We start from the raw sequence: 24,694 nt of genomic DNA, 5'->3' as shown, positions 1-24,694 counted from the left end.
TATTAGCTCAAAGAAGAAATTAGTGCATTTGGCACTTTATCCGGTGTTATGCATCGTTAAATGCATTTACTATTTAGGGGTTCTCAAAAATTATCTTATCAATTTAAACTGCGGCGATATCAAATGGCAGTTTCCTGATCCGTTTGCCAGTTAAATCAAATATGGCGTTTGTAAGTGCCGGTGCAAATGCAGGCAAACCAGGTTCGCCAACTCCGCCTGCGTCTGCATCGTTTTCCATAATATACACTTCCGTTGGGGGGATGTCATTTATTCTGGGCATCTTATAATCATAAAAGTTTCGTTGTTCCACCAGGCCGTCTTTAAAAGTGATCTCGTGAATTGTTGCGGCGCCCAACGCCATAACAATGCTTCCTTCTACCTGCGCTTTTATAATATCCGGATTTACGTACCAGCCGCAATCCATAACCGCCCACACTTTATCTATCCTGATTTTCCCATCCGTGTTTCTCGAAACCTTTACAATCTGACCTACAGTGCTTGAAAAGCATTCTGTTATAGCGCAGCCATAACCCTCGTTTTTCTTCCTGCTTTTCCATCCGGATACCTCCTCCATTTTATCGATAAGGCGCTGGCATCGTTCATCGTTAAGGTATTGTCGTCTCAGGTCTAACGGATCTTTACCCGCGGCGTGTGCCAGTTCATCTAAAAAGCTTTCATAAGCAAAACCGTTTGTGGAGGCGTATACCGAGCGCCACCACATTGTTGGAATAGGCGTTTCAAACTGCACTTCGGCAAAGCTGATATTTTTAATGGTATCAAAGTAAGGCTTTAAAAAACCTTCTGAAGTGCTGCGATTGGCCTGGTTTGTTTTTCCGCTGCGCCAGTGATCATTATTTTGGCCGGCCATTGCAAATTTGGCCGCGCTGATATTGCCATCCTTAATTACGCCCTGGCAACGGTATGTTATTCCCGGGCGATACGGCCCTTGCGTGGCATCATCCTCTCTTGTCCATATAACCTGCACCGGAGCAGCTATCTCTTTAGAAATCATAGCTGCCTCATGTGGGTAATCCATAAAGGCTTTTCTGCCGAAACCGCCACCAAGAAAGGTCATGTTAACCGTTACTTTTTCCTTTGGCCAGCCTAATTGCTCGCTTATATATTCTTGTACCCATTCAGGAGCCTGTATAGGCCCCCATATCTCCAGTTTATCCTGCTGATAATGCGCTACACAATTTACAGGCTCCATAGCACTATGTGACTGGTAGGGCGTTTGGTAAACAACATCCAGTTTATTTACGGCATTCTGCAGTATGGCATCAGGATCTCCTACCTTTTTTAATATCAGGCCATCCTCAGTATGAAGTTTCTCTTGCTGGCGCTTAAATATCTCCGCGCTATCCAAATGCTCAAAACCGGTATCGTCCCATTCTACGCGCAAAGCTTTTTTTCCCTGTAAGGCAGCCCAGGTGGAGTCGGCTACAACGGCTACACCTTCCCGAAATGTTTTGAAAACACCCATCCTTACTTTAAAAACGCGTTTTACACCAGGTACCTTTAGTGCAGCTGTGTCATCAAAACTTTTAACCTTACCTCGTAAACGCGGGTTGCGCACAACGGCGGCATACATCATTCCTGGCAACTTTTTATCTAAACCAAAGCCGGCTGTGCCATTGGTTTTCAAAGGGGTATCTTGCCGGTGAAGCGGTTTGCGGATCAGTTTATATTCAGATTTTTGCTTTAGTGTTACATCTTTAGGCGGTTCCAATTTTGAAGCGTCTGCAACCAGTTCGCCATAATGAAACTTTTTACCCGATGGACGGTGAATAACATTGCCCGACTCGGCATAGCATTCTGTAGCCGGAGCTCCCCATTTGGCTGCGGCTGCGGTTATCAACATGTTACGCGCGGTGGCGCCAAGTTTTAACAGATTCTTATAAGACCCACGGATAGTAGAGCTGCCCCCGGTGATCTGGTTGCCGTATTTTTCTTTATTACCAGGTGCAAATACAATATTTACGTCATTAAGATTTACTTCCAGTTCTTCTGCAAGTATCTGCGGAACAGATTGGTAAGAACCCTGGCCCATTTCGGCCCGGTGGTCCACAAGAGTAACTTTACCATCAGTATCTATCCTGATCCAGGCATTGAGTTCAATGACCCCGTCGGCTATGGCGGCGCCAATTACTTCTGGTTCCTTCCCATTTGATGAAAAAGAAAAGCCCAAACATAACGCGGCCCCCGTAATGCCGGTAGCCCTTAAAAAATTCCTTCTGGAAATATTATTTGTACTCATGGTAAACGGGTTTGAGTGATCAATTGTGTTGCCTGTACTTATTTACCTTTTGGTGCATAAGCACCTGTGGTAAGCCACGTTATCCAGGCTTTTTTGAAAGCAGCATGGCTCATCGGCGGCAGCGTCCGTCCTTCGCCGGGGTTCCATGCTGCTAATACAAGGCCGTCATCAGCATGTGCTATCAGTTTCTTTATGTCTTTGTTGCCGTTTCGTTTCAAATCAACAAGTTGCTGTGCCAACTGGCGCGGTGTTTTGCCCTGAAAGACCATCTTCATGTTGGCCGGTGGCAAATGCCAGTTGGGGTTTCCCGGAGGGGCATGTAAACCAGGTGTATTGGTTGGCTGGTGGCAATTAGAACATTTCATAGCGTAAACACCTTTGCCATCAACACCACGTTGCGGCGACATGGTATGCAAGTGGCTGTCATCGCCCTGTAAGGGTATATTTCCAGACGGGTGGCAGTTCATGCAGCGCGCGCTCATCAATACAGCATACACCTTTTTAAAAGCTTTGACAGAAGTAACACTATCTTTTTTTATTACAACGGAATTGTTTTCCAGAGCATCCGGTTCATCAAAACCAAATGCCATAATGCTAACCATCGTTGCAATTGCTCCAATAGTAATAAAAGCTTTAACGGGCACTAAGTATCTTCTTTGGTTTACGAATGTATTTTTCATTTGCTCGCCCCTTCCTTTCTCTGAAGAGCCGCAGCTGTGTGGATAGCTTTACGGATACGCTGGTAGGTTCCGCACCGGCAGATATTTCCGGCCATAGCGCTGTCAATATCAGCATCTGTGGGATCAGGGTTTTCACGTAAAAGAACAGCTGCAGACATGATCTGACCGGAATGACAATAGCCGCATTGAGGAACGTTTTCCTGGTTCCATGCAATCTGTGCCGGGTGGTCATTATTGTTTGACAGACCTTCGATCGTTGTAATCTTTTGACCATCAGCGCGGCTAAGTTTGGTAACGCATGAGCGTACTGCTTCGCCATTAAGATGGATGGTACAGGCGCCACACTGAGCTACGCCGCAGCCATACTTAGTACCAGTAAGGCCGATGATATCCCTTATTACCCATAATAAAGGCATATTAGGATCGGCATCAATACGATAGTCCTTTTGGTTAACATTTAAAGAGATCATACTTCGTGCATCGTTACCGTATATTGTTCAATTATAGATTCTTGCAGCTTCCGGGTTTAAATTTGATACTAATTATCCGGTATTTAAATATACTATTTGCTACTGATAACTTCACAGGAATATTGCCAGTCATATCAGGCACTAACGCGTGTAAATTACAATTGGCTGCTGCTCAATAGCCTTAACTAAAAAAGCAGAAGAGAAACTGAAATTTTGATGGCTTTCCTGCTCAATAGGTTTCGCGATTAAACAAAAATCGGTACTGCGCTTTAAAATGTTGTTATACAGATTCTGTTTTACTTACCTATATTACTGATTTATGTTAAAGGAATACAACTTGGGTAAACTTATAATGATAATAATTATTGAACTGAATGATATTCCTCGTCCGTAACCGGTTCTAACCAATTCACCGGCCCCCCTGGTGAGTTATTGGTAATTACGATATGGGTAAGGCTGCCGTCGCTGGCTGCACCATGCCAGTGTTCAACATTTGATGGTATAACAACTACGTCTCCTTTGGTGAGTTGCCTTGCTTGCTCGCCACGTTTCTGGTAATAACCCCGGCCATCTGTAACCAGTAAGATTTGACCGGTGGCGTGTGTATGCCAGTTGTTGCGGCAGCCAGGTTCAAAAACCACATTGCCCACGCTGTATGTTCCTGTTTCGTCTGCAGGTACTAAAATGTTAACCCAGGCTGTGCCGGTAAAATAATCAGCCGGTCCTTGATTGCCTTGAGGGAAAATAGTGTTTTGGTCTGATGTATTCATGATTGTTTTTTATTGATGCAAAACGCCTGGCTTTATGCCGGCAAAAATGGGCTCAACCTCGGTCAATTCAAGCGACCTGACCATACTTTTGGTTACTTCCTTGTACTTTTTAAAATGAGCGGTTTCACGATGCGCCGCATATGCTGCGCTGTCTGCGTAGATTTCCATAACCGTTATATGGTTGGGCCTGGTTTTATCTGTGACAGAGAAAAGCATAAGTACGCCCGGCTCTGCCCGTAAAGAGGTTTCTCCAACTTCTTTTACTGCAGCTTTATAGTTTTCTAATTGTGCAGGATCAATTTCTATCCGGGCAATCCGTATCATTTGTTTTTTATCCTGTGCAAAACTTTGTACCATGGCAAACATGGTAATAGCGATAGTTAGAAAAAGTGTCTTTTTCATAAATTTATACGGCTTCATATTGTTTAGGATCATGTTCCAACCAGTTTCTGTAAATGTTCGGGATAGCGGGCGCCTTCTATTTTGATTTGAGAAGCGGCATCCGTTATCTGTGCAAGGTCATCAGTTGTTAGTTCAATGTCAACAGCACCCAGGTTTTCTTTTAAACGGTGTAATTTGGTAGTTCCGGGAATGGGCACTATCCATGGTTTTTGCGCCAAAAGCCATGCCAACGCAATCTGGGCAGGAGTAGCCTGTTTTTGTTCGGCTATACTGGTTAGCAAGTTTACCATTACCTGGTTAGCCGATCTCGCTTCAGCGGAGAAACGTGGTACAATATTTCTAAAATCGGTTTTGTCGAACGTCGTATTTTTATCGATGGCCCCTGTCAGAAAGCCTTTGCCCAGGGGACTAAAAGGAACGAAGCCGATCCCCAATTCTTCCAATGTAGGCAAGATCTCGTTTTCCGGTTCGCGCCACCAAAGGGAATATTCACTTTGCAGGGCGGCGACAGGCTGTACGGCGTGGGCTTTACGAATAGATTGCGCGCCTGCTTCTGACATGCCAAAGTGTTTTACCTTCCCTTCGCTGATCAGGTCTTTAACCGTTCCTGCTACATCTTCCATTGGTACTTTAGGATCAACACGGTGTTGATAAAAAAGGTCGATATGATCTGTTTTTAGTCTTTTTAATGACTCCTCGGCAACTTGCCTGATGCGTTCAGGCCGACTGTCCACACCTTTCGTTGGGTCGCCGTCCAGAAAACCGAATTTGGTCGCGATAACAATCTGATCACGATAAGGCGCAAGCGCCTCGCCTAACAATTCCTCATTTTTAAAAGGACCGTATGCTTCGGCGCTATCAAAAAAAGTAACACCCTGTTCCACAGCCGCATGAAGCAGTTTTATTGCCTCATTTGTTTCTGTAGCCGGGCCATAGCCGAAGCTTAACCCCATACAGCCCAGTCCTAAAGCAGATACTTCCAGTCCGCTTTTTCCCAAAGTTCTTTTTTTCATGTTTATATTGGTTATTAGAAGATTTATCTGTTACAATACAAAGGTGAGGCCTATTTTTTATCAGATTGTTATATGTATTACTGTATTAACTACCAATATCACTGATTGGTTGGTTTCGGCAGGAATAAAAAAAAATATGATAGAACACAAGCTTAAGAAAGGAGGCGTTAACTCAGGCTAAGAGTTTAAAGATAAGTAACGAATTAGAGCATCAATTAATTGCTAATTAATCCAATACAGACATAGCCAATTTAATAATGTCATCAAAAACAGCTTTATCATTGGTTGATTTGGCTGTTACCCGCATTCCTTTTACGGTGTTGAAAGTAAAGCGGGCAAGCGCCCGGGCATCCTGTGGATTGGTGATCTCGCCGGTGTCCTGACCTTTTTTGATAACGAGGTAAAAGGCGTCTTCAACCTGTTGGTCATTCTGGCAGATCATTTCGTTCACCTGGCGGTCGTGCGGGGCTACTTCAACTTCGGCATTCACCATAAAACAGCCTTTATGGGTCTGGTCATTCAGCAATCCGCTGGAAATATACTCCAGTATTTGTTTAATTGTTTCTTTGGCCGGCAAAACACTGCTGATAATCTGGCAAATTTTGCCCGATGCGGTACTTTGATAACTCTCCAAAGCTTTGATAAACAGGGTGTGTTTATCCCCGTAAGTATCATAAAGACTTGACCGGCTAATACCCAGCCCATCTACAAGGTCCTGCATTGAGGTACCATTATACCCTTTTAACCAAAAAAGGTTAACAGCCTTGTTCAGTACTTCATTTTCATCAAAATCTTTAGTCCTTGCCATAACCAGGAATAGCTTTGCTATATAAGGCAAAGCTATTCAATTTAAATAATTTATTAAAACGCAGTTAGTTATCGTACACCGCCACTTGCCAGCAGGGCTTCTCCGGTTAACCAGCGGGAATCTTCAGAAGCCAGGAAAACAGCCACCAGAGCGATATCTTCTGGTTGTGCTATGCGACCCAGGGGAGCAGTGCGTTCAGTTTCTGCCTGGAAATCGCTACCGATGAAGCCGGCTGTGTGCGTTCCTTCGGTTTCTACCATGCCCGGATTGATTGAGTTAACCCGGATCTTTTTAGGTCCCAGTTCTTTAGACAATACAAGGGTAATTGCATCAACCGCACCTTTTGTTGCAGTATAAATAGAGCTGCCAATAGGAGCAATGTTACTTACCACAGAACCAATGTTAATAATGCTGCCTCCGTTTTCATTAAAGTTTTTCAACGCACCCTGTGTGGTAAGCAATAAGCCAAGCACATTAGTGTTAAACTGGCTATGAAAATCTTCTTCAGTAATTTGATCAATCGCACCGAATTTGTAAACACCGGCATTGTTAACCAGGATGTCAACTGCGCCAAAGGCCTTGCTGGTTTCTTCGAACAAACGGCTAATATCATCTGCTTTGGAAACATCTCCCTGTACAGCTATAGCTTTACCTCCGTTGGCAACAATATCTTCTACCACTTTATCAGCACCAGCCTTTGCAGACGCGTAATTAACTACTACAGAAGCTCCGGCTTCTGCCAGGCTTTTGGCTATACCTGCACCAATACCTTTTGATGCCCCAGTGATAACTGCTACTTTATTTTCTAATTTTTTCATTTTCGAAATGATTAATTTTTTATATTTGGAATAATCGTTCCGCAAATATATATCATATCGGAACAATCGTTCCGATATATGTGAAATATTATGTTTTAATGACAATAGAACGGCTTGCTTAAACAGCATCTAAGTATGAAATACTTAGTAACTGATACGATAGATCACTTAGGTGAGAGGAAAGCGAATATGATTTTACTAAGCCTTATTCGGGTTGAATGACCATAGTTCTGAAAGGGGATATCATTACATATGCTGCACATGCAACCCGATCTGTAATGTTGGATAAGATTTTTACAACATTGAAAATGAAAATCCGCTGCCTGTTGTAATGGCAGCGGATTTTTCAAGGGCTATTTACTCCTGTTGTAAACTATCCAGGATAGGTTTTTTTAAACCAGATATAATATTTTGTTCCGGTTTAATAAGTTCAAGAACTTCAATTTTATTATCGCCGTGTTTTAGCCATTCTGCAGGCAGATATATAGTTTGCTGAGGGCCAATATTCCAGTAACGCCCCAGGTTATGCCCATTAACCCAAATCACACCTTTTCCCCATTTACTCATATCCAGATAAGTATCTGCGAGGGTATCTAATTTAAAGTGTCCGGTTTTAATAGCAGGTACATTTTCCAGAGATTTACCGGGCTGGTATGTTATTTTATTGATATCATCAAAGGGTAAACTAAACATTTGCCAGTTTTTTAATTCGATACCGTCAAATAAAACTTTATCAGTTATACCTTTTGTGTTTTGCAAAAGATATGGTCCAAAATTGATCCTGCCCAGGTTTTCTACCAGTATATCAAGTTGTACTTTGTTTTTTGATACGTTAATAAAAAGACTATCCTGTTTCAGCCTCCTGTCTAATACGCCTATACGTTTGCCGTCAATAAATACAATGCCGTAATCACGCAAGCCGTTGATCTTAAGTAATCCTTTTTTGGAGTTATTAATTGTTGTACGGTACAAAACAAAGCCATAGGCCTGGTTAACGTCTTCAAATGTAAGCGGCGTTTTATTAAGCTTTGGAGCCGGCAGTACGTTAAACAAGCTGGTCGATTGTAAAAGCTTGATCGCGGGAAGTTCCATAGCTGCTTTAGCGGCGGGAACTTCGGGCAGGGTTTGTGACGGAGGAAGGTGTTTCCTGATCACTTCCCTGAATTTCATGTATTTATCGGTGGCGTTGCCGGCTTCGTCAAGCGGGGCGTCATAATCATAACTGCTTATTTGCGGCTCAAACGGACTACTGTCATTATAGTTGGCTCCGTTCATAAAGCCGCGGGTAGTTCCGCCGTGAAACATATACATGTTGATAGAAAGGCCGGCGCCCAGCACCGAATCTAATTTAGGAAGATATTTTTCTGCCGGTACAGTGTGATGTTTGGTTTCCCACCAGTCAAACCATGCAGGGTACCACTCGGCAATAAAGAATGGCCCTTTACCATCATGGTTTTCTTTGATCAGTTTTTTAACCTTGCTTACATCGTCTACTCCGTTAATAGCCGGCAGCAGGCCAGGCAAATGCCCGTCTTTTATAGCCGGCTCCGGATCGCAGGTGTATAATTGCCCGTCAAAGCCGGCAGCAATAAACATTTTGCGGTTTAGGGCCAGGTAATCTTTGTCGTTGGAATATGAGCCATATTCATTTTCAATTTGAACCATCAATATATTGCCGCCATGATTTATTTGAAGAGGTGCCAGTTGTTTTCCTACTTCTTTTATATACAGTTCGTACTCCTTTAAATACTGCGGCTCTTTACTACGTACCACCAATCCCTTCTCTTTTTCGAGCCAGTAAGGGTAGCCTCCAAACTCCCATTCTGCACAAACATAAGGGCTCGGGCGTAAAATAACCCACAAACCTTCCTCTCTCGCAATTTTTACAAAGGCTGCAATGTCATTATTGCCCGTAAAATCAAAGTGCCCTTTTTGTGGTTCGTGAACATTCCAAAATACATAGGTGCCAATGGTATTAAGCCCCATAGCTTTAGCCATTTTCAGCCTTTGCCGCCATGCTTCGCGGGGCACACGTGTATAGTGCATTTCGCCCGATATAATTTGAAAAGGCTTGTTGTCGAGCAAAAACGCAGTGTCACTGAGGGCAAAAGTATGCTGAACATTTTGAGCATGTAGTTCCGTATATATAAAAAGGGCAACAAAGAGGGTTAATAGTTTTATAATTTTCATAAATTGAATTGATATAATTTTTGCGGGATAATGGTTATTTTACTGTTAATGTTATGACTGACGGTTTAAGCTTATCGGCGCTGAATTTTATCTGTACTTTACCGGCTTTGCCGGTAACCTGTACATAAGCCAGTAAACGCCCGTGCAACGCTTTCCTTTGGCTGGCCTGGTAGCTTTCATGACTGCTGTTACTGCCGTTTTCCAGACCCAACAATTTGGCCGGGCCGGTTATGGATACGCTTACCTCGTTATCGGCGGTAAATACAGGATTGCCGTCTTTATCGGTAATGTATACTTCAATCTGGCTCAAGCCCTTTGTGTTAGTTGCAAATGACGTTTTATCAGTTATTGTATTTAGCTGGTAAGCTTGCCCGGCTGTTCTTATGGAATTGCTGCATGCTTCAATTCCGTTATTATATCCTTTAACTACAAGTTCGCCGGGCTGGTAATCCACTTCCCATGAAGGCATCCGCTCCTTTGCAGAGGCGCGTAACTGTTTACCCAGCGATTTGCCATTTAAAAACAATTCTGCTTCCTGGCAATTGGTAAAGCAATCTACTTTTATTTTACTGCCTGCCTGCCAGTTCCAAACCGGTTCGGCTGTTCGGTGGCTCCACATGCCTTTATCATCAGCTGTTGTAATTTCACGGGCGCCTATATAAATCATAGGCTTTGCCGCCCAAAGGCTTTGCCTGAAAAAATATTCAGGTTTTTTGAAACCGGCCAGGTCAATAAGACCGGCTCCGTTGCTTCGCTGGGGCCATTTACCGGCTTCGCCAAGGTAGTCAATTCCTGTCCACAGGTATTGGGCCCAGATGTACTCGTTACTGTCAACCGCGTTCCAGGCACGTTGCTGCATGCCGTTTTCGCTGCCATAAATTATACGGTTGGGGTATTTTTTATGGTCTTCGGGATAGCGATACTCCTGATAATTATAGCCCACAACATCCAGTACATCCGGATAGCCCACTTCATTTGACATTACAGCACCTGCTAATGCGGCAGTTACCGGCCGGGTTTGATCAATAGCTTTAACCGCTGTAACCAGTTGTTTTGCAATTGGGGTGAGTTCACTGGCTGCAGGGTGATCAGGGAGGTAGCCTTTCCCATATATCTGTGGATTACGGCCGGTATTTAATACCTCATGTGTATAAGGGTCATTAGGATAATCTATTTCATTACCAATGCTCCACATAATGATTGAAGGATGGTTACGCGCCCGCAATACCATATCGCTGATATCCCGGTTTGCCCATTCTTTAAAATATTCGTGATAGCCGTTCTTGGAGGGGGTACCCACATTCCAGCCGGCTACCCATTTGTTTTTGCCCACTTCCCATTCATCAAATGCCTCATCCATTACCAAAAATCCCATTTTATCACACAGGTCATACAAATAATCGGCATGTGGATTATGGCTCAGTCTTAGTGAATTAACCCCGGCATCTTTCAATATCTTTAAACGACGCACCCAAACCTCCTGCGGAACGGCCACACCCAGCGCGCCCGCATCGTCATGGATACAAACGCCCTTGAGTTTAGTATTTTTATCGTTTAAAAAGAAGCCCTTATCCTTATCAAAACGGATGCTGCGGATACCTACGGCTTGCGCTACCTCGTCAATTTGTTTGCCATTGCGGCTAAGCGTAACCCGTAGTTTATAAAGGTTTGGGGTTTCGGTATCCCACAACTTAGGCGAGGTTACCTTTTGTTCAAATTCAACTTCCTGTGTACCGGTCTTTATATTTAACTGTTTTTGCTGAGATGCAACTATCTTATTCTCACTAAGCAAATTTATCTTTACTGTGATATTAGAATTCTTAACAATACTATTGGTAATGTTCACTTTAACTTTTGCAGTCGCCTTATCTGTCGAAACCTCAGACGTGGAGAATGCCACATCCCACAAGTTAATATGTACGGGATCTTTAACAACAAGGTAAACATTACGATAAATGCCCGAGCCGGTATACCATCTTGAATCCGCAAATTCGCTGTGATCAACTTTAACAGCTATTGTGTTATTTCCTTTTAAGTTTAAATAGGGGCTAAGCTCATACTGAAAGGAGATAAAACCATTGGGCCTTTTACCTAAGTAATGACCATTTATCCATACCTCGCTGTTTTTATATACACCGTCAAAATAAATGTATACCTGTTTTCCCTTCCAATTGCTATTACCGACGAAGCTTTTTTTATACCAGCCTATGCCTCCGGGTAAATAGCCCGTAGCACTTGCCCATTCATTGCTAAACGGGCCTTCAATACTCCAGTCATGCGGCAGATCAATTGATTTCCACTGAGTTTCGGCAGCAATGCCGCTGATACCTTTATCAATGTCGCCTTTATGAAAATTCCACGATGAATTAAATAAAGCGGGTTTGCCAGTATTTTGCGCTTTTAGCAGGCAAGGCAGCAACATGGTGCTGATAAAAAAAAGAAGGTGGATTTTATTTTTCATCAAGATAACCATTATTTAATGATACCTGTCAATGTAACGATGGAGCGGGCCGGGACAAGGTTTTTTATGCCCGTTATTTTAGCAGCCATAAGTTCGGCCGCCTGCGATGTTACGTACGACGAGGTAAACTGAACTTTGGTATTGTTGGTATCAAACCCGGTAATTACATCGTCGGCATTGGTATTAATAATAACTACAGTTAAATTCTTTCCATTTATAAATGCTGAGGTAAGCAGTGGCTTGTCTGTAGCTGACGAAACTGCAGCATCAATCCTTACTGCTCCGGGCGTTATAAATCTGCTGTAATTGCCCATGGCCCACAGCATTTTACTTGGGTAAAAGCTACCATCAGTTTTATTTTTATCTATATAGATGAGCCCATCCTTATAATCATAGGCCGAAATGGCTGTCCACCATTGCCAGGCCGAAACGTTTGCTACGGTTAGGTCAGTATGAATTACTGAAGCCAGGTATAAAGCAGCGTTAATGCCCAGGTCGCGTTTGTTACCGTCTATCTCGCTTGCGTTATCACCCAAAATACAATACTCCGATTGCCATAAATTAAGACCTTTTATTGCTGCAATACTATCGGCAAGTGCTTTACGAGCTTTTATGGCCGATGCCATTGGTGATGTAGTAAAATAGCTATGCGCCGTTATGGTGTTAACCCTTGGCAGATCGCCAATATAGTTTGCCGATCCGGGTTTAAAGAAATCTTTTATCTGGTTACCCTTGCCCGGCTTATCACCCGGGGAAAATAAATAATTTATACTTCCAGCCTCGCCTACGAGGATTTTTGAACTTACCTTATTGTTTATAAACTCCTTACTGATAGATCTTACCAGGCCGGCTATTTCGGTATTGTTATACGGGCAACCTTCTTGTCCACCATCGCTCCAGTCCCACTGCGGCTCGTTTATAGGGCTTATATAATCAAATTTAATTTTGCTTGTGTGTTCAATGCCTTTTACAACCTTTGCCAGGTATATAGCAAAGGCATTATATTTGTCAGGAGCAATATTCACTTTTCCGCCGGTTGCATAAGCCTTGCCGTTAATGGTAAACTGCACAGGCGGACTGTTACTAAAACCTAAAAATTGGTTTACCCCACGTTTTTTGGCTGCCTTTAAAAACCACATCTGGCCCGCCTGGTTTTGCCAGTTATAGCTGCCATCATTGTTTAAAAATGATTCGGCACGGCGCCATTCGTCTTTAATACCGCTTTGATCTGCTTGTTGTGCACTGCCTGCGCCGATATTAAACCTCCATAACGACAAGCCTATGCCTTTTGGCGAACCATTAGCATCGGTGTCACGGCTAAAAAGCAGGTCGGCAATTTTGTTTCGTTTATCATCGGGCCAGTTTCCCACAAACTGACATGACCACGCGTCAGATGCGCCAAAGTTGCTAATGGTTTGATAGGTTTTTGAAAAATTGATATTAATAGTAACCTCCTTAGCCTGGCCGCTTGCAAAAGAAATATTGGTACCTAAAGCGGTAATTGCTAAAAAAATATTCTTTATAATAGATCTTGGTATCATCGTAATTTAAATCAACAAATAAAACAGGGCACTATGGCCCTGTTTTATTGCAAAATTATTGTTGCACAATTTGCCATTGCTGGTTGTTCCCACCGTTCCACGGCCATTGTATTATTCCAGCCCCGTTGGCGGTTGATGCGCCATTAACATCAAGCGCAAGCCCACTGTTACGGTTTAAGGCTTTGTATACGCCATCGCTTGTGGCGGTAAGCTGCCATTGCTGGTTATTGCCCCCATTCCAGGGCCACTGTATTATTCCTGCTCCGTTGGTAACTGAACCTCCGTTAACATCAAGCGCCTGCCCGCTGTTACGATTGGTTATTTTATAATAACCGCCCCCATTGTTGGCTATAATCCATTGCTGGTTATTGCCTCCGTTTTGCGGCCATTGAATAATGCCCGCGCCATTTGCAGTTGAGCCCGCATTAACGTCAAGCGCCAAGCCACTGTTAATATTTAGAAAGCGATAGTAAGCGCCAGTATAAAATGTATCGGTACCACCGGCACCTACGCCCCAGCCGTATTTAATACGGCTTAAGCCCGATGCATTTGTTGTTGATACCGTGAGGCTGGTTCCTGTACCACTTAATTGCTGAATAGCATAGCTATCGCCGGTACGTATGCCCGGCCAGTAAACGGCGCCCATGCCAAATGCACGCACCTGGTTGGTAAGGCCTTGTAAGTAGGCAATTTCCTGGTCGCCGCCAATAGCACCGGTATAGTTTTTACCGCCGGTCATTGGTATACCAAATTCGGTTAATACCGCGCGACTACTGTAACTGCCAATATTACCCCTCAACCTGCTTTCCCATAGGGCGGCGGTGGTGTTGGTACCATTGCTGAAAAATGTATAATCATGGATGGATAACAGGCAGCCCGAAAATCGGCTGTCGGCGCCTACACCGGTAATATCCTGTGAGTAAGATGTACCACTGATGAGGATGCGCCCCTGAGGAATTGACGGGTAATTACTTAACCATTGAGCGCAAATTGTCGTCCAGTCGGTTAAGGTATATCCATGCGGTTCGTTAAAGATCTCAAAATACACGTGCGCGTTACTGCCGTATTTGGTAGTAATGGTTTGCCACATTGACCAAAACTCGGTAGTGTTGTCAATTTTACCATCTGCCGATGATTTAGCTTCCCAATAACCTAATATCACATTCATCCCTTTACTGAGCGCTTTATCAATAACCCCGGTATAAGAACCCCACCATGCTTGTGATACAGTAGAATAATTTACGGGAAGCCTAACCGTATTTGCACCAGTATTGGTTTGTATGCCTGTTAACACTGCGTCGGCTTTGGCTGATACGGTGGCATAGCTATCTGTCGAGGTAAGGCCGCTTAATACCAGTATGCCATCGCTGAAATTATCACCATCGGCCGCCCAGTTAACACCTTTAAGCGCGCTTGCCGGTGTTGAATCAAGTTTAATGGTCTTGTCTCCTGCCTTTGTAGCGTCCGGGCTTGATTGTTTTACGGCGATAGTGTCCTTTTTACACCCTGCCATTAAACAACACGCCGTTACTAATAAAATATACTGGTATTTCATAATTGCCGTAGGTTAGTATTGGTTAAAAAAGGGGGAAGAAAGAATTTCTCCCCCCCCGGGTATAGTTGTTATCAATAGCCGGCATTTTGCTGTAGCTGGCCACCAGATGCCTGAATTTCGGCCCTTGGTATAGGTAACCAGTAATGTTTGGGGGCAAAGGAACGACCATCTAAAGCTACTTTAGGGGTATAAATAAAGCTTCCATTCGCATTTTTGGTGATAATCACACCGCCGGCAGGTTTGTTTTCGGTAACGTCGGCAATTTTCCAGCGACGCACGTCATAAAAACGGTGCTCTTCAAATGCCAGTTCAACACGGCGTTCGTATCTCACAGCATCGCGCATTTGCGATTGTGAAAGCCCTGTTGCCAATGCCGGCATGTTAATTCCGGGGCGCGATCTGATCATGTTGATGGCAGTGCGTGCCGATAATGTTGAACCTGCAGGAACAGCATCAGGGCCATAAGCCTCATTGGCAGCCTCCGCAAAGTTTAACAGGATCTCGGCATAGCGGAAATAGATCCACGGCTGGAAGCCGGCATTACCCCATGGATTTTGAAGCGGGTATGCATCATTCATGAATTTTTTCAGATAATAACCGGTTTTAGTGGTATTCCAGTTATCGGGTCCATCTTTACTGTCTTTACCACCCGGAATAAAGGCATCTATGGTTTGGCCCCTGTAAGTAGCGCCATTATATAACACAGTTGCAGCAAACCTTGGATCGCGGTTTGTGTACGGGTGAGTAGGGTCATAGCCCGATGTTGGATCAGTAATAGGTTTACCGTTGTCCATTTCGTAATCGTCAACAAGGTTTTGCAGCGGGGTATTACCAGCCCAACCACCATAACCGTTTGGCCCGTTGGCTATTTCAAGGTGTGTATGGTTAGCGTTTTTGGTGTATAAACGTGCGAAAATAGTTTCGTTGGTTTGATTTATTAAAAACAGGTTATTGTAGCCACCGGTATATATGCCATATATATTAAGACCGATAACAGCCTGTGCCGCGGTAACCGCATTTGCCCAGGTACCTGCATTGTACAGTGGGCTTGCAGCATAAAGCAATAATCTCGATTTTAAAGCCAGTGCCGCTCCTTTGGTAGCACGGCCTAAAAGCCAGGTACCGTCATTATTTAAAGGGAGCTTTGAAGCAGCATCATCAAGCTGTGCTACAGCGTAGTCAATACTTTCCTTAATGCTTGCGCGCTTAAATAAAGCAGGATCTTGTAAGTTATCGGTTAGGTTAGTCACTTTATCGCCCACTAAAACAGCACCGCCGTAATTACGGATAATGTCCTGATAACGGAATGCCCTAATAAACTTTAACTCTCCTTCAATACGGGTTTTGTGTGCCGGGCTAAGTGGCATCTTTGGCAAAATGCTTAAAGCATAATTACACTCTCTTATACTCCTGTAGCTACGGCCCCAAAGTACGCCGGCGCCTCCTAAGTTTTCTGGTGCCAGTTGTCCTCTTTGTACAAGCCAGGTAGCATCATCATTGTTGTAAATTGATTCATCGGTAAGTGAGCTCCACATGCTGTATTCAAAGCCGCGGCCAAAACCAGGGTTTGAGCCATCTCCTTCTTTGTCTTGCAATCTCTCGCCAATGTACCGGTTAGTTACAAACGCCTCATAAACCGCAGTGTCTGATTCAATGGCAGAGGTCGCTATCCTATCCGTTGGTTTAACATTTAAAAAATCTTTTTTACATGCTGTCATGCTTAGCATACTGCCAATCACAAAATACAGCGGGGTTCTATATTTAAATTTCATTTCTGTCCTGATTAAAATTTCACGTTAACACCTAAGTTTATAATTCTCTGTTGCGGATAAAACTGGCCGCTGCTATTGGTTTGGTCCGAATAGTTTTGGGCGCCTCCAGTGGTTCCTTCAGGATCATAATCCTTCACTTTTGTAATCGTAAATAAGTTAAATGCACTTACGTATACCCTTAAACCAGTGACTTTAATTTTTGAAAGGAAAGCCGAGTTAAAGTTGTACCCTAACTGAACGTTTTTTAACCTAACAAAAGACGCATCATTAAGCCAGAAGGTGTTTGGATATAACCCACCGCTGATGGCGTTTGACGCACGATCAGGTACTCTTGGATAGGTGCCGTTCGGGTTTGTTGGGCTAAACCTGTTGTTGGCCCAGCTGCTGTAAAAGTTACCAATGCTGCCTGATTCCGGTAAAACATATTGGCTAACCTGGGCCTGACCTGAAAATAACACCGAAAGATCAAAGTTTTTGTAAGCGGCGTTAAGGCTTAAACCATAAGTAATTTGCGGAACATTACCGTATTTGGTACGGGTTTGATCATCGGCGGTTATTTGATTGTCGTTGTTATAATCCAGATATTTCAGATCTCCAACCTTAGTACCCGGGACATGTGGGTAGCTGTCAATCTCCTGCTGGGTGCGGAAAATGCCTATGCTGTTGTATAACAAATAGGTATTTAACGGCCGGCCTGTTTTGCTCTGGTAAGGTAAAGTGCGGCTGGCTTCATCAATAAAGATTACTTTGCTTTTGGCGTAGGTAATATTACCGCTTACACCCCAGGTTAACTCCTGTCCGGAATGGTTGTAACCTAACGTTGCCTCAACGCCTGAACTGTTAATCTTACCGATATTTTCAGATGGCACTAATGTCGTGTACGTGGCTGATCCATCATTATAGGGGTTTACGATACCCGAAGAGCCAGGAAGTGAAGCATTTCTTGTTGTAAGAATATCAGACCTTTTTTGCTTAAAGTAAATAGCTTCTAAAGTAAAGTTGTGCAGGAAGGTGGCGTTAATACCTACGTCCAGTTTTTTGGCTACTTCCCATGTAATATTAGGGTTTGCCAGTTTTTTAAGGCTAACATTAGGTTGAATAACGTTAGAAATTGCGGACGGATCAGTGGCCACAAAACCGTTACTAACCAAGACATAATTATCAAAATACTGAAAGTTGTCAACGTTATCATTACCCAATGAACCGTATGATGCCCTGATCTTCAAATCATCAAAAAAACCAACGCTGTTTTTAAACCAGTTTTCTTTGGAGATTCTCCAACCAACTGAAGCCGAAGGAAAGTAACCCCATTGTTTTCCTGGAGGGAATATAGAACTGCCATCAGCACGTAACTGACCTTCAAATAAATATTTTTCGTCATAGGCATAAGCCAAACGGCTAATCACGCTTCGGCGGTTATAGTTTGAGCTGTAACCGGAGTTCAGGTAGTCAGTAGCAGCACTTCCGCCTTGTGATAATTCCGGCAGTTGTGATGATAGATAGTTGTAACGCGTTGCATCAAAATATTCGCGATGAGTTTTGCTTTGTTCGTAACCCACAAAAGCGTTGATGTCATGCAAGCCATATTTCCTAACAAAGTTCAGCTTAATGTTTGAGGTAATTAGCGATTGATTGTCCTGCGATTCAAACAGTGTTGCTTTGTTATTATTACCGCCAACCACAACTTTAGGGTATGTATTAGTGGCCTTATCATATTTGTATAAAATGTAAGGAGTACTAAAGTTTTTATCAAAAGCGTCTGATCTATCAACAGAGAAAAAACCATCAAGAGATAATCCTTCAATACCCGGTATAGCATAACTGCCCCTTAAAATGCCATTGAAAACCTGCGTTGGGTTTTTGTTTATACCGCCGATATCGGTTACCTGTACTGCAGGATTGTTATTTTCAACACCGGTTGTTGGCAAGCCATTTGGGAAATAGGCGCCAATGGTAGGGTTTCCTCTGTATACTGAACGGAATACATTGCCAGCGCTGGTCCCCGGATACACCCTGTTTTCTTCACGGCCTGAAAGAGATAATCCTACTTTTAAGCGTTTAGTAACATTAGCATCAATATTTGAACGGAAATTGTACTGATGATATTTGGTAGCGCCGTTTTTGTATATCCCATCCTGATAAATGGTACCCAGCGATACGAAATATTTTACATCTTCACTACCACCGCCAATGGAAAGGCTATGCTGGTTTTGTAATGCAGTGCTCTTAAGGGTTTGCTTTTCCCAATCAGTATTTGGATAGTTAAGCGGGTCCGACCCATCTTTAAACTTCTGAATCTGTTCGGCACTGTATGACTGGTTTAACCCGAGTGTAGGACTTGTATAATAGTTAATTTCGTTCATGATCTGCGCATAGGTTGCCGCATCGGCCATTTTAGGTAAACGAGTTGGAGAACTAAAACCCTGGTTAAAGCTGTAATTGATTGTTGGTTTACCGGTTTTGCCTCTTTTGGTAGTAACCAAAATAACACCGTTGGCAGCCCTGTTACCATATATAGCTGCCGAAGCATCCTTTAATACCGACATGCTTTCGATATCATTAGGGTCGAGCCTTTCTAAACCGCCGATTTGTCCGGGAACCCCGTCAACTACAATAAGCACGTTGTTGTTACCTGTTGTAGCCAAACCACGAATAGTTATGTTTGAGCCATCATAACCAGGTTCGCCACTACGGTTATTTATAATAACACCCGAGAAACGGCCAGCCAGCGCGTTTGAAAGGTTTGGCTGCGGGCTTTTAACCAGTTCGGCGCCTTTAACCTGCGATATAGAACCAGTTAAGGTGGCTTTCTTTTGGGTACCGTAACCCACAACCACTACCTCGTTCAATGATTTAGGATCGCCAACCAACTGCACATTTATGGCTGATTTTCCGTTCACCGCAATTTCCTGTGGTAAGAAGCCAATGGATGAAAATACAAGAACCGCATTTTGATCTTTTACGGTAATGGAGTATTTACCATTGATGTCAGATACGGTACCTTGTGTGGTTCCTTTTATGGTAACGGTTACACCTGGAAGAGGGAGGCCCTTTTCATCTGTAATAAAACCGGTTATGGCCACATCAGCACTTTTAGTATTTTTAATTGCTAAACGGTGATTGATTTCTTTTGCCATCGCCGGAGATGAAAATGGAATTGCAGCAATAAGCAGCATACCAAGAGTCATTCGTGCACTTCCATGCGGTGAAAATTCTTTCAGTAAATTTTTTCTCATGTTTTTGAATTTAATGGTTAATAATGGTAACAATAGCGCACGCCCTATGCTCATGCCGCGATATAACCCGCAGATCGTTTAAGTTTGGCAATAAATAAAGCACACAGAAATTGGTTTATAAGAGCTAAGGTCGAGTAAAACTCTTTATCAGAAGGGTGGTTAATCCTCAAAAAAAAAGGGGTAAAAAGGTATTTTTGTGCTAAAAACGCTTAAAAAGCACACTTTTCTGCCGATGGGCTAAAGCTCGGGTTTGTGTTCATGCTTTCTAATGAACAAGGGGGCTTGAAGGAAGGACCGCTATTGGGGATCAAGGTATTTATGAAGCCACTCCATACGTTGAGGCAAGAACAAGGCTGTGAACTTATTAAAGTTATCACGTTGGGGTTTCACTTAAGCCCTTAGGCTTATTAGTAAACTCATTGACAACAAGGTCCTCCGAAAAATTTTTACGGTACTTTTTTACGTATTGTGACGGATTTAAGCCAAACAGTTTTTTAAACTGCTCCCTAAAGTACTTAATATCATTAATGCCTACCAGATAGGTGGTTTCAAAAATATTATGCCTTGTATTTATAAGTATTTCGGCGGCTTTTCGCAGCCTGATAAATCTTATAAACCCGTTTGCCGATTGTCCCGAAATAAACTTGATCTTTTTATACAATGTTGAATGCGAAATACCCAGTTCGCCGGCCAGGATCTGGATATTAAAGTCGGGGTTCATGATATGCTTCTCTACTATCCTTATACAATTATCCAAAAAGTTCTTATACTCAGCCGGTATTTTTTGGTTGGTTGAGTTTAATGTTATTTCGTTATAAAAGTATTTTTGCAGATTGTTTTTATTTCTCAGAATACCGGCTACCCTGGCTTTCAGAATTTCTTTATCAAAAGGTTTACTGATGTAATCATCCGCACCCCCTTCAATACCCTTGAGCTTTATTTCGGGAGATGAACTTGATGTAAGAAGAATCACCGGGATATGGCTAATGCTGATGTCTTCTCTGATGGCAGCACAAAGCTCTATTCCACTCATTTTGTCCATCATCACATCACTGATCACAATATCGGGCAGCGTTTCTTTAATAATTAACAAGCCGTCCTGCCCATTATCGGTAGAGTAGATCTTATAATCGGGCCTGAAGATCATTTTAAGATATTCACGTAAGTCCTTATTATCGTCTATAATCAATATTGATTTTAAATCCCCCGCTATCTCCAGCTCTTCAGAAAATAAATTTGCATCCTCTGTTTCTGTATTTTCTACGGGTATCTCGTTTTCAACGAGTTCCTGCAAAATTACTGAACTTGTTTCCTCATCTTCAAAAACAATATCAGTTTTCAGGTGCGCCTTTCCTTTTAATAAGGTAACCGAAAAACTGGTTCCAACACCAACCGTACTTTCAAAGCTTATTTTTCCGGAATGGTCTTCGATAAATTTTTTAACAAGGAATAAACCAATACCAAACCCTCCAATTGACGGGCTTTTAATATGCTCCTGCTGATAAAACTGCGAATATAAATTATCGCCGGTGCCTTCTTTAATACCGTAACCGGTATCAACAACTTCAATTTTAACGTCAGCTGCTTGTTCGGTGATCACCATTTTTACGCTTCCGCCGGCTGGTGTAAATTTGATGGCGTTTGATAATAAGTTAAAAAGCACTATCTCAATCTTTTCGCGGTCCGCGAATATTTCGATATGCTGTTCGGCACAAATAAATTCAAATGTAAGGCCTTTGGCCTTGGCCTGGTAAGTAAAGCACAAAAAAACCTCTTTACTTAATTCAACAATGTTAAGCCTGAAAATGGTTAGCTTACCAGATTCCGAATCGGCCTTGCGAAACAGTAAAAGCTGGTCAACAAGGCTTAATAAACGTTTGGCATTACGATAAACAATATTAAGATTGCTGGTGTCTACCTCGTGCTCGTGATATAGCAATTCTTTTATCGGATTAATAATGAGCGTTAGCGGAGTACGAAACTCATGCGAAATATTGGTGAAAAAGGATAGTTTTTTTTCGTTCAGCTCTTTATCCTTTTCGGCAGATAACTGGGTAATTTTAATTTCATACTTTAACCTGGCCTGGTTGGTCCTGTATAACAGGTAATAATAAACAACTAATCCGCCTGCGACAATGTAGCAAAGATAGGCCCACCATGTTTTGTACCAGGGCGGGAGTATTTTGATTTGCAGCGTGGCATAGTCATTAAACCAGATGCCATCCTGATTTGAACACTTAACCCTGAACGTATAGTTGCCTGGTTCCAGATACCTGTACGTTGCAGACCCTTGATTACCAACAAAGTTCCATGTTTTATCAAGCCCTTCCAGCTCATAAGCAAATGCGCCTTTTTGCGGATAAGCATAATTTAAAGAGGTATACTGAATTGAAAAAACTGACTGGTCTGGTTGTAAGACCAGCTGTTTGGTTTCATTTATGGCCCTTGACAATACACTGCCGCTTTCGCCAACTTCCACCTGTCTTCCAAAAATCTGTAGGCCGGTTATCACTACCTGGGGCTTAAAATAGCTTTTATTTACATTTTCAGGATCAAAAACATTAAGGCCCTCGGTGCCTCCAAAATACATTTGCTTATTTTGAGTATCGTACAGAACAGATCCGACATTAAATTGTCCCGCCTGCAGGCCATCAGACTGATCGAAATTCATCACCCTGTTATTCCTGAGGTCAATGTTTGATAGTCCTTTATTTGTGCTTAGCCACACAGAACTGTTCTCTGCGTTTTTAATAGCATAAACTGTGTTGTTTGCCAGCTTGTTCTTTTCATTAAAGAATTTGAACGTGTGATTGTTCAGGTTATAAATAATGAGCCCGTCCCCTTCAGTGCCTATCCAAAGTCTGTTGGTATTATCCAGATAGAGAGAAAATATTACCTCGCTTTGGATGTATTTTTTTTCATCTGCGGGGTTAAAAAAGCGTTTGAATTTTTTATTTTGAACCTCTAAATAGTCTATCCCACCGCCGTAAGTGCCAATCAATAAGTTCCCTTTGGTGTCTTCTGTTATTGCACGCACATCATAGGAGCTAAGACCACTGTTCCCGGGGTTATAATTAGTAAAAGTATTTGTGGAAGGTTCAAAAAGACTAAGTCCTCCGCCATTTGAGCCAATCCATAAATTTTTCCGCGTGTCCTGATAAATCACCCTTACATCGTTCCCGCCAATAGTTTTAATATTGTCGGTATTGTGGCCGTAATTAACAAATGAATCGGTTTTTTTATCATACCTGAAAAGCCCTTTGGCATAAGTGCCAAACCATATATTATTGTCGCGGTCAACATAGCCGCATAAAATGGCATTGTCAGTCAGGCTCCCGGGCTTTCCATCGGCGTAGTAATGTTTAGCAAGGCTTCCGTCGGGCAAGGTTTTAAAAATGCCATCTCCATCTGTTCCAAACCATAATAAGCCATTTTTATCCTGGCACATTCCGTAAAACCTGATCAGACCTTTACCTACCGCGTCGTAGCGGTTCTTTATTATCCTGGTGAATTTTTCCCGGATACTGCTGATCATATAAATGCCTTCACCGTAGGTGCCGATCCAGATGTTTTGATCTCTGTCAACATACAAGGTTTGTACTGATCTTTGTGTGATGTTATAGCCATCGTCACCTGTAACAGGGGTAAGGTTGAAGTTTGTTAAATCGGCATCAGTGAATGTGTTTAACGGTAATTTATATAATCCGCCATCTTGAAGGCCAACAAGCAGATTTTTATCATCGTCCTCAATAAGAGATATAAATCTGTTGCTTTTAATGTTTATTTGCCTGGTTTGAAAATGTGAAAATTTATTTAAAGCACGGTTATAATGTATCAATCCGTTGCTGGTAGCAATCCAGATATTATGAAAATGATCTTCAAAGATCTCATTAACCCTTCCCTGCGGAAAACTGGCAAGCTGAGAGGAGGTATTGATCTTATCGGTGACAATACCGTTCTTTTGATGAAATATATTTACCCCTGCATCCTGGGTTCCTAACCAAAGCAGCCCCTGCGAATCTTCGAGCATGGAAACTATCCTGTCGCTGGATAATTGCGGTAATTTTACCCTGTTGTAGCTAATAACTTCAGCAGATTTTATTTTAAAATAAGAAAAACCCAGGCCATAGGATGAAATCCAAAAGTTTTTGTTTTTGCTTTGTATGATGTTATTTACATCATTTTTGATGGAATGGTTAGCGGTAAGTTTGTAATGATAAAATTTTTCGGTCCTTGTGTTTAATTTACTTAAACCATCTCTTGACGATACCCATATATAACCGGCATGGTCTGAAAATATTTTCTGAACATAATTACTTGACAGCGCTGTGGTGTCGCCCTGCCGGGTCTTGAAAACTTTAAAGGAGGATCCATCAAAGCGGTTCAGGCCGTCATTGGTGGCAAACCACATAAATCCGTTTTCATCCTGGGTAATACTATTTACAATACCGAAAGAAAGTCCGTCCTTCAATGAATATTTGAGAACTTTGTTCTTTATAGGCGCTTGTCCATAGCTTAAAAATATGGCCAGCTGAAGCAATATCAACAAACAAAATCTCTTCATCACATTTAACATCAGCCAATCGCCACAGAAAATCAGGATAAAACGACGGTACTTGCAAAACTAACTTTATCATAATATGACTGTTAGGCCATTTAGTTAGTCTCCTCAAGTTGTGGTTATAAAGCGGCAAAAATCAACAATAATTAATTGTAAAAAT

The 24,694-nt window shown here is 42.5% G+C and carries 15 protein-coding genes; all 15 read right to left on the bottom strand.

Annotated elements, in window-relative coordinates:
* Positions 1-103 precede the first annotated feature (103 nt).
* The 15 genes from J2W55_RS07285 to J2W55_RS07215 all read right to left on the bottom strand — a co-directional run bounded on the left by J2W55_RS07285 (position 104) and on the right by J2W55_RS07215 (position 24,537).
* Positions 104-2,257: a molybdopterin cofactor-binding domain-containing protein gene (locus J2W55_RS07285; RefSeq protein WP_310093658.1), complete on the bottom strand. Its 2,154-nt coding sequence runs from the start codon at positions 2,255-2,257 to the stop codon at positions 104-106.
* Between the two features lie 38 nt (positions 2,258-2,295).
* Complete coding sequence (locus J2W55_RS07280) at positions 2,296-2,937, bottom strand: cytochrome c family protein (protein ID WP_310093655.1); 642 nt, start codon at positions 2,935-2,937, stop codon at positions 2,296-2,298.
* On the bottom strand, positions 2,934-3,407 hold the full coding sequence (locus J2W55_RS07275; protein WP_310093653.1) for a (2Fe-2S)-binding protein: 474 nt from the start codon (positions 3,405-3,407) through the stop codon (positions 2,934-2,936). The genes J2W55_RS07280 and J2W55_RS07275 overlap by 4 nt, the downstream gene beginning before the upstream one ends.
* A gap of 362 nt (positions 3,408-3,769) precedes the next feature.
* Complete coding sequence (locus J2W55_RS07270; RefSeq protein ID WP_310093651.1) at positions 3,770-4,177, bottom strand: (R)-mandelonitrile lyase; 408 nt, start codon at positions 4,175-4,177, stop codon at positions 3,770-3,772.
* A 9-nt stretch (positions 4,178-4,186) separates the two neighbouring features.
* Positions 4,187-4,579, bottom strand: coding sequence for a putative quinol monooxygenase (locus J2W55_RS07265; RefSeq protein WP_310093649.1), 393 nt, complete (start codon positions 4,577-4,579; stop codon positions 4,187-4,189).
* A gap of 29 nt (positions 4,580-4,608) precedes the next feature.
* Positions 4,609-5,592, bottom strand: a complete 984-nt coding sequence (locus J2W55_RS07260) for an aldo/keto reductase (RefSeq protein WP_310093647.1) — start codon at positions 5,590-5,592, stop codon at positions 4,609-4,611.
* 226 nt (positions 5,593-5,818) lie between these two features.
* Positions 5,819-6,400, bottom strand: a complete 582-nt coding sequence (locus J2W55_RS07255) for a TetR/AcrR family transcriptional regulator (RefSeq protein ID WP_310093646.1) — start codon at positions 6,398-6,400, stop codon at positions 5,819-5,821.
* A 68-nt stretch (positions 6,401-6,468) separates the two neighbouring features.
* A complete protein-coding gene (locus J2W55_RS07250) occupies positions 6,469-7,218 on the bottom strand; it encodes an SDR family NAD(P)-dependent oxidoreductase (RefSeq protein WP_310093644.1) in 750 nt (249 codons plus the stop codon).
* A 357-nt stretch (positions 7,219-7,575) separates the two neighbouring features.
* Positions 7,576-9,408, bottom strand: a complete 1,833-nt coding sequence (locus J2W55_RS07245) for a glycoside hydrolase family 35 protein (protein WP_310093642.1) — start codon at positions 9,406-9,408, stop codon at positions 7,576-7,578.
* A gap of 34 nt (positions 9,409-9,442) precedes the next feature.
* Positions 9,443-11,869 (bottom strand): glycoside hydrolase family 2 TIM barrel-domain containing protein, encoded by a 2,427-nt coding sequence (locus tag J2W55_RS07240; protein WP_310093639.1) that lies wholly within the window; start codon positions 11,867-11,869, stop codon positions 9,443-9,445.
* An 11-nt stretch (positions 11,870-11,880) separates the two neighbouring features.
* The gene (locus tag J2W55_RS07235; protein ID WP_310093637.1) at positions 11,881-13,410 is read right to left on the bottom strand and encodes a glycoside hydrolase; all 1,530 of its coding nucleotides are present in this window, start codon (positions 13,408-13,410) and stop codon (positions 11,881-11,883) included.
* A gap of 55 nt (positions 13,411-13,465) precedes the next feature.
* Positions 13,466-14,923, bottom strand: coding sequence for an RICIN domain-containing protein (locus tag J2W55_RS07230; RefSeq protein ID WP_310093634.1), 1,458 nt, complete (start codon positions 14,921-14,923; stop codon positions 13,466-13,468).
* A gap of 113 nt (positions 14,924-15,036) precedes the next feature.
* A complete protein-coding gene (locus J2W55_RS07225; protein ID WP_310093632.1) occupies positions 15,037-16,737 on the bottom strand; it encodes a RagB/SusD family nutrient uptake outer membrane protein in 1,701 nt (566 codons plus the stop codon).
* Between the two features lie 11 nt (positions 16,738-16,748).
* Positions 16,749-19,973, bottom strand: coding sequence for a SusC/RagA family TonB-linked outer membrane protein (locus tag J2W55_RS07220; RefSeq protein WP_310093631.1), 3,225 nt, complete (start codon positions 19,971-19,973; stop codon positions 16,749-16,751).
* Between the two features lie 373 nt (positions 19,974-20,346).
* Positions 20,347-24,537 (bottom strand): hybrid sensor histidine kinase/response regulator transcription factor, encoded by a 4,191-nt coding sequence (locus tag J2W55_RS07215; RefSeq protein ID WP_310093629.1) that lies wholly within the window; start codon positions 24,535-24,537, stop codon positions 20,347-20,349.
* Positions 24,538-24,694 lie beyond the last annotated feature (157 nt).

The organism is Mucilaginibacter pocheonensis, from assembly GCF_031456535.1.
GTDB classification, from domain to species: Bacteria; Bacteroidota; Bacteroidia; order Sphingobacteriales; family Sphingobacteriaceae; genus Mucilaginibacter; species Mucilaginibacter pocheonensis.
Note: the sequence above shows the minus strand (reverse complement) of the source record. Positions and strands in the feature narration are given on the sequence as shown.

What these genes read in the sequence shown, in the direction of transcription:
- J2W55_RS07285 (WP_310093658.1), bottom strand. Translation starts at nt 2,257, where the DNA reads ATGAGTACAAATAATATTTCCAGAAGGAATTTTTTAAGGGCTACCGGC.
- J2W55_RS07280 (WP_310093655.1), bottom strand. Translation starts at nt 2,937, where the DNA reads ATGAAAAATACATTCGTAAACCAAAGAAGATACTTAGTGCCCGTTAAA.
- J2W55_RS07275 (WP_310093653.1), bottom strand. Translation starts at nt 3,407, where the DNA reads ATGATCTCTTTAAATGTTAACCAAAAGGACTATCGTATTGATGCCGAT.
- J2W55_RS07270 (WP_310093651.1), bottom strand. Translation starts at nt 4,177, where the DNA reads ATGAATACATCAGACCAAAACACTATTTTCCCTCAAGGCAATCAAGGA.
- J2W55_RS07265 (WP_310093649.1), bottom strand. Translation starts at nt 4,579, where the DNA reads ATGAAAAAGACACTTTTTCTAACTATCGCTATTACCATGTTTGCCATG.
- J2W55_RS07260 (WP_310093647.1), bottom strand. Translation starts at nt 5,592, where the DNA reads ATGAAAAAAAGAACTTTGGGAAAAAGCGGACTGGAAGTATCTGCTTTA.
- J2W55_RS07255 (WP_310093646.1), bottom strand. Translation starts at nt 6,400, where the DNA reads ATGGCAAGGACTAAAGATTTTGATGAAAATGAAGTACTGAACAAGGCT.
- J2W55_RS07250 (WP_310093644.1), bottom strand. Translation starts at nt 7,218, where the DNA reads ATGAAAAAATTAGAAAATAAAGTAGCAGTTATCACTGGGGCATCAAAA.
- J2W55_RS07245 (WP_310093642.1), bottom strand. Translation starts at nt 9,408, where the DNA reads ATGAAAATTATAAAACTATTAACCCTCTTTGTTGCCCTTTTTATATAT.
- J2W55_RS07240 (WP_310093639.1), bottom strand. Translation starts at nt 11,869, where the DNA reads ATGAAAAATAAAATCCACCTTCTTTTTTTTATCAGCACCATGTTGCTG.
- J2W55_RS07235 (WP_310093637.1), bottom strand. Translation starts at nt 13,410, where the DNA reads ATGATACCAAGATCTATTATAAAGAATATTTTTTTAGCAATTACCGCT.
- J2W55_RS07230 (WP_310093634.1), bottom strand. Translation starts at nt 14,923, where the DNA reads ATGGCAGGGTGTAAAAAGGACACTATCGCCGTAAAACAATCAAGCCCG.
- J2W55_RS07225 (WP_310093632.1), bottom strand. Translation starts at nt 16,737, where the DNA reads ATGAAATTTAAATATAGAACCCCGCTGTATTTTGTGATTGGCAGTATG.
- J2W55_RS07220 (WP_310093631.1), bottom strand. Translation starts at nt 19,973, where the DNA reads ATGAGAAAAAATTTACTGAAAGAATTTTCACCGCATGGAAGTGCACGA.
- J2W55_RS07215 (WP_310093629.1), bottom strand. Translation starts at nt 24,537, where the DNA reads ATGAAGAGATTTTGTTTGTTGATATTGCTTCAGCTGGCCATATTTTTA.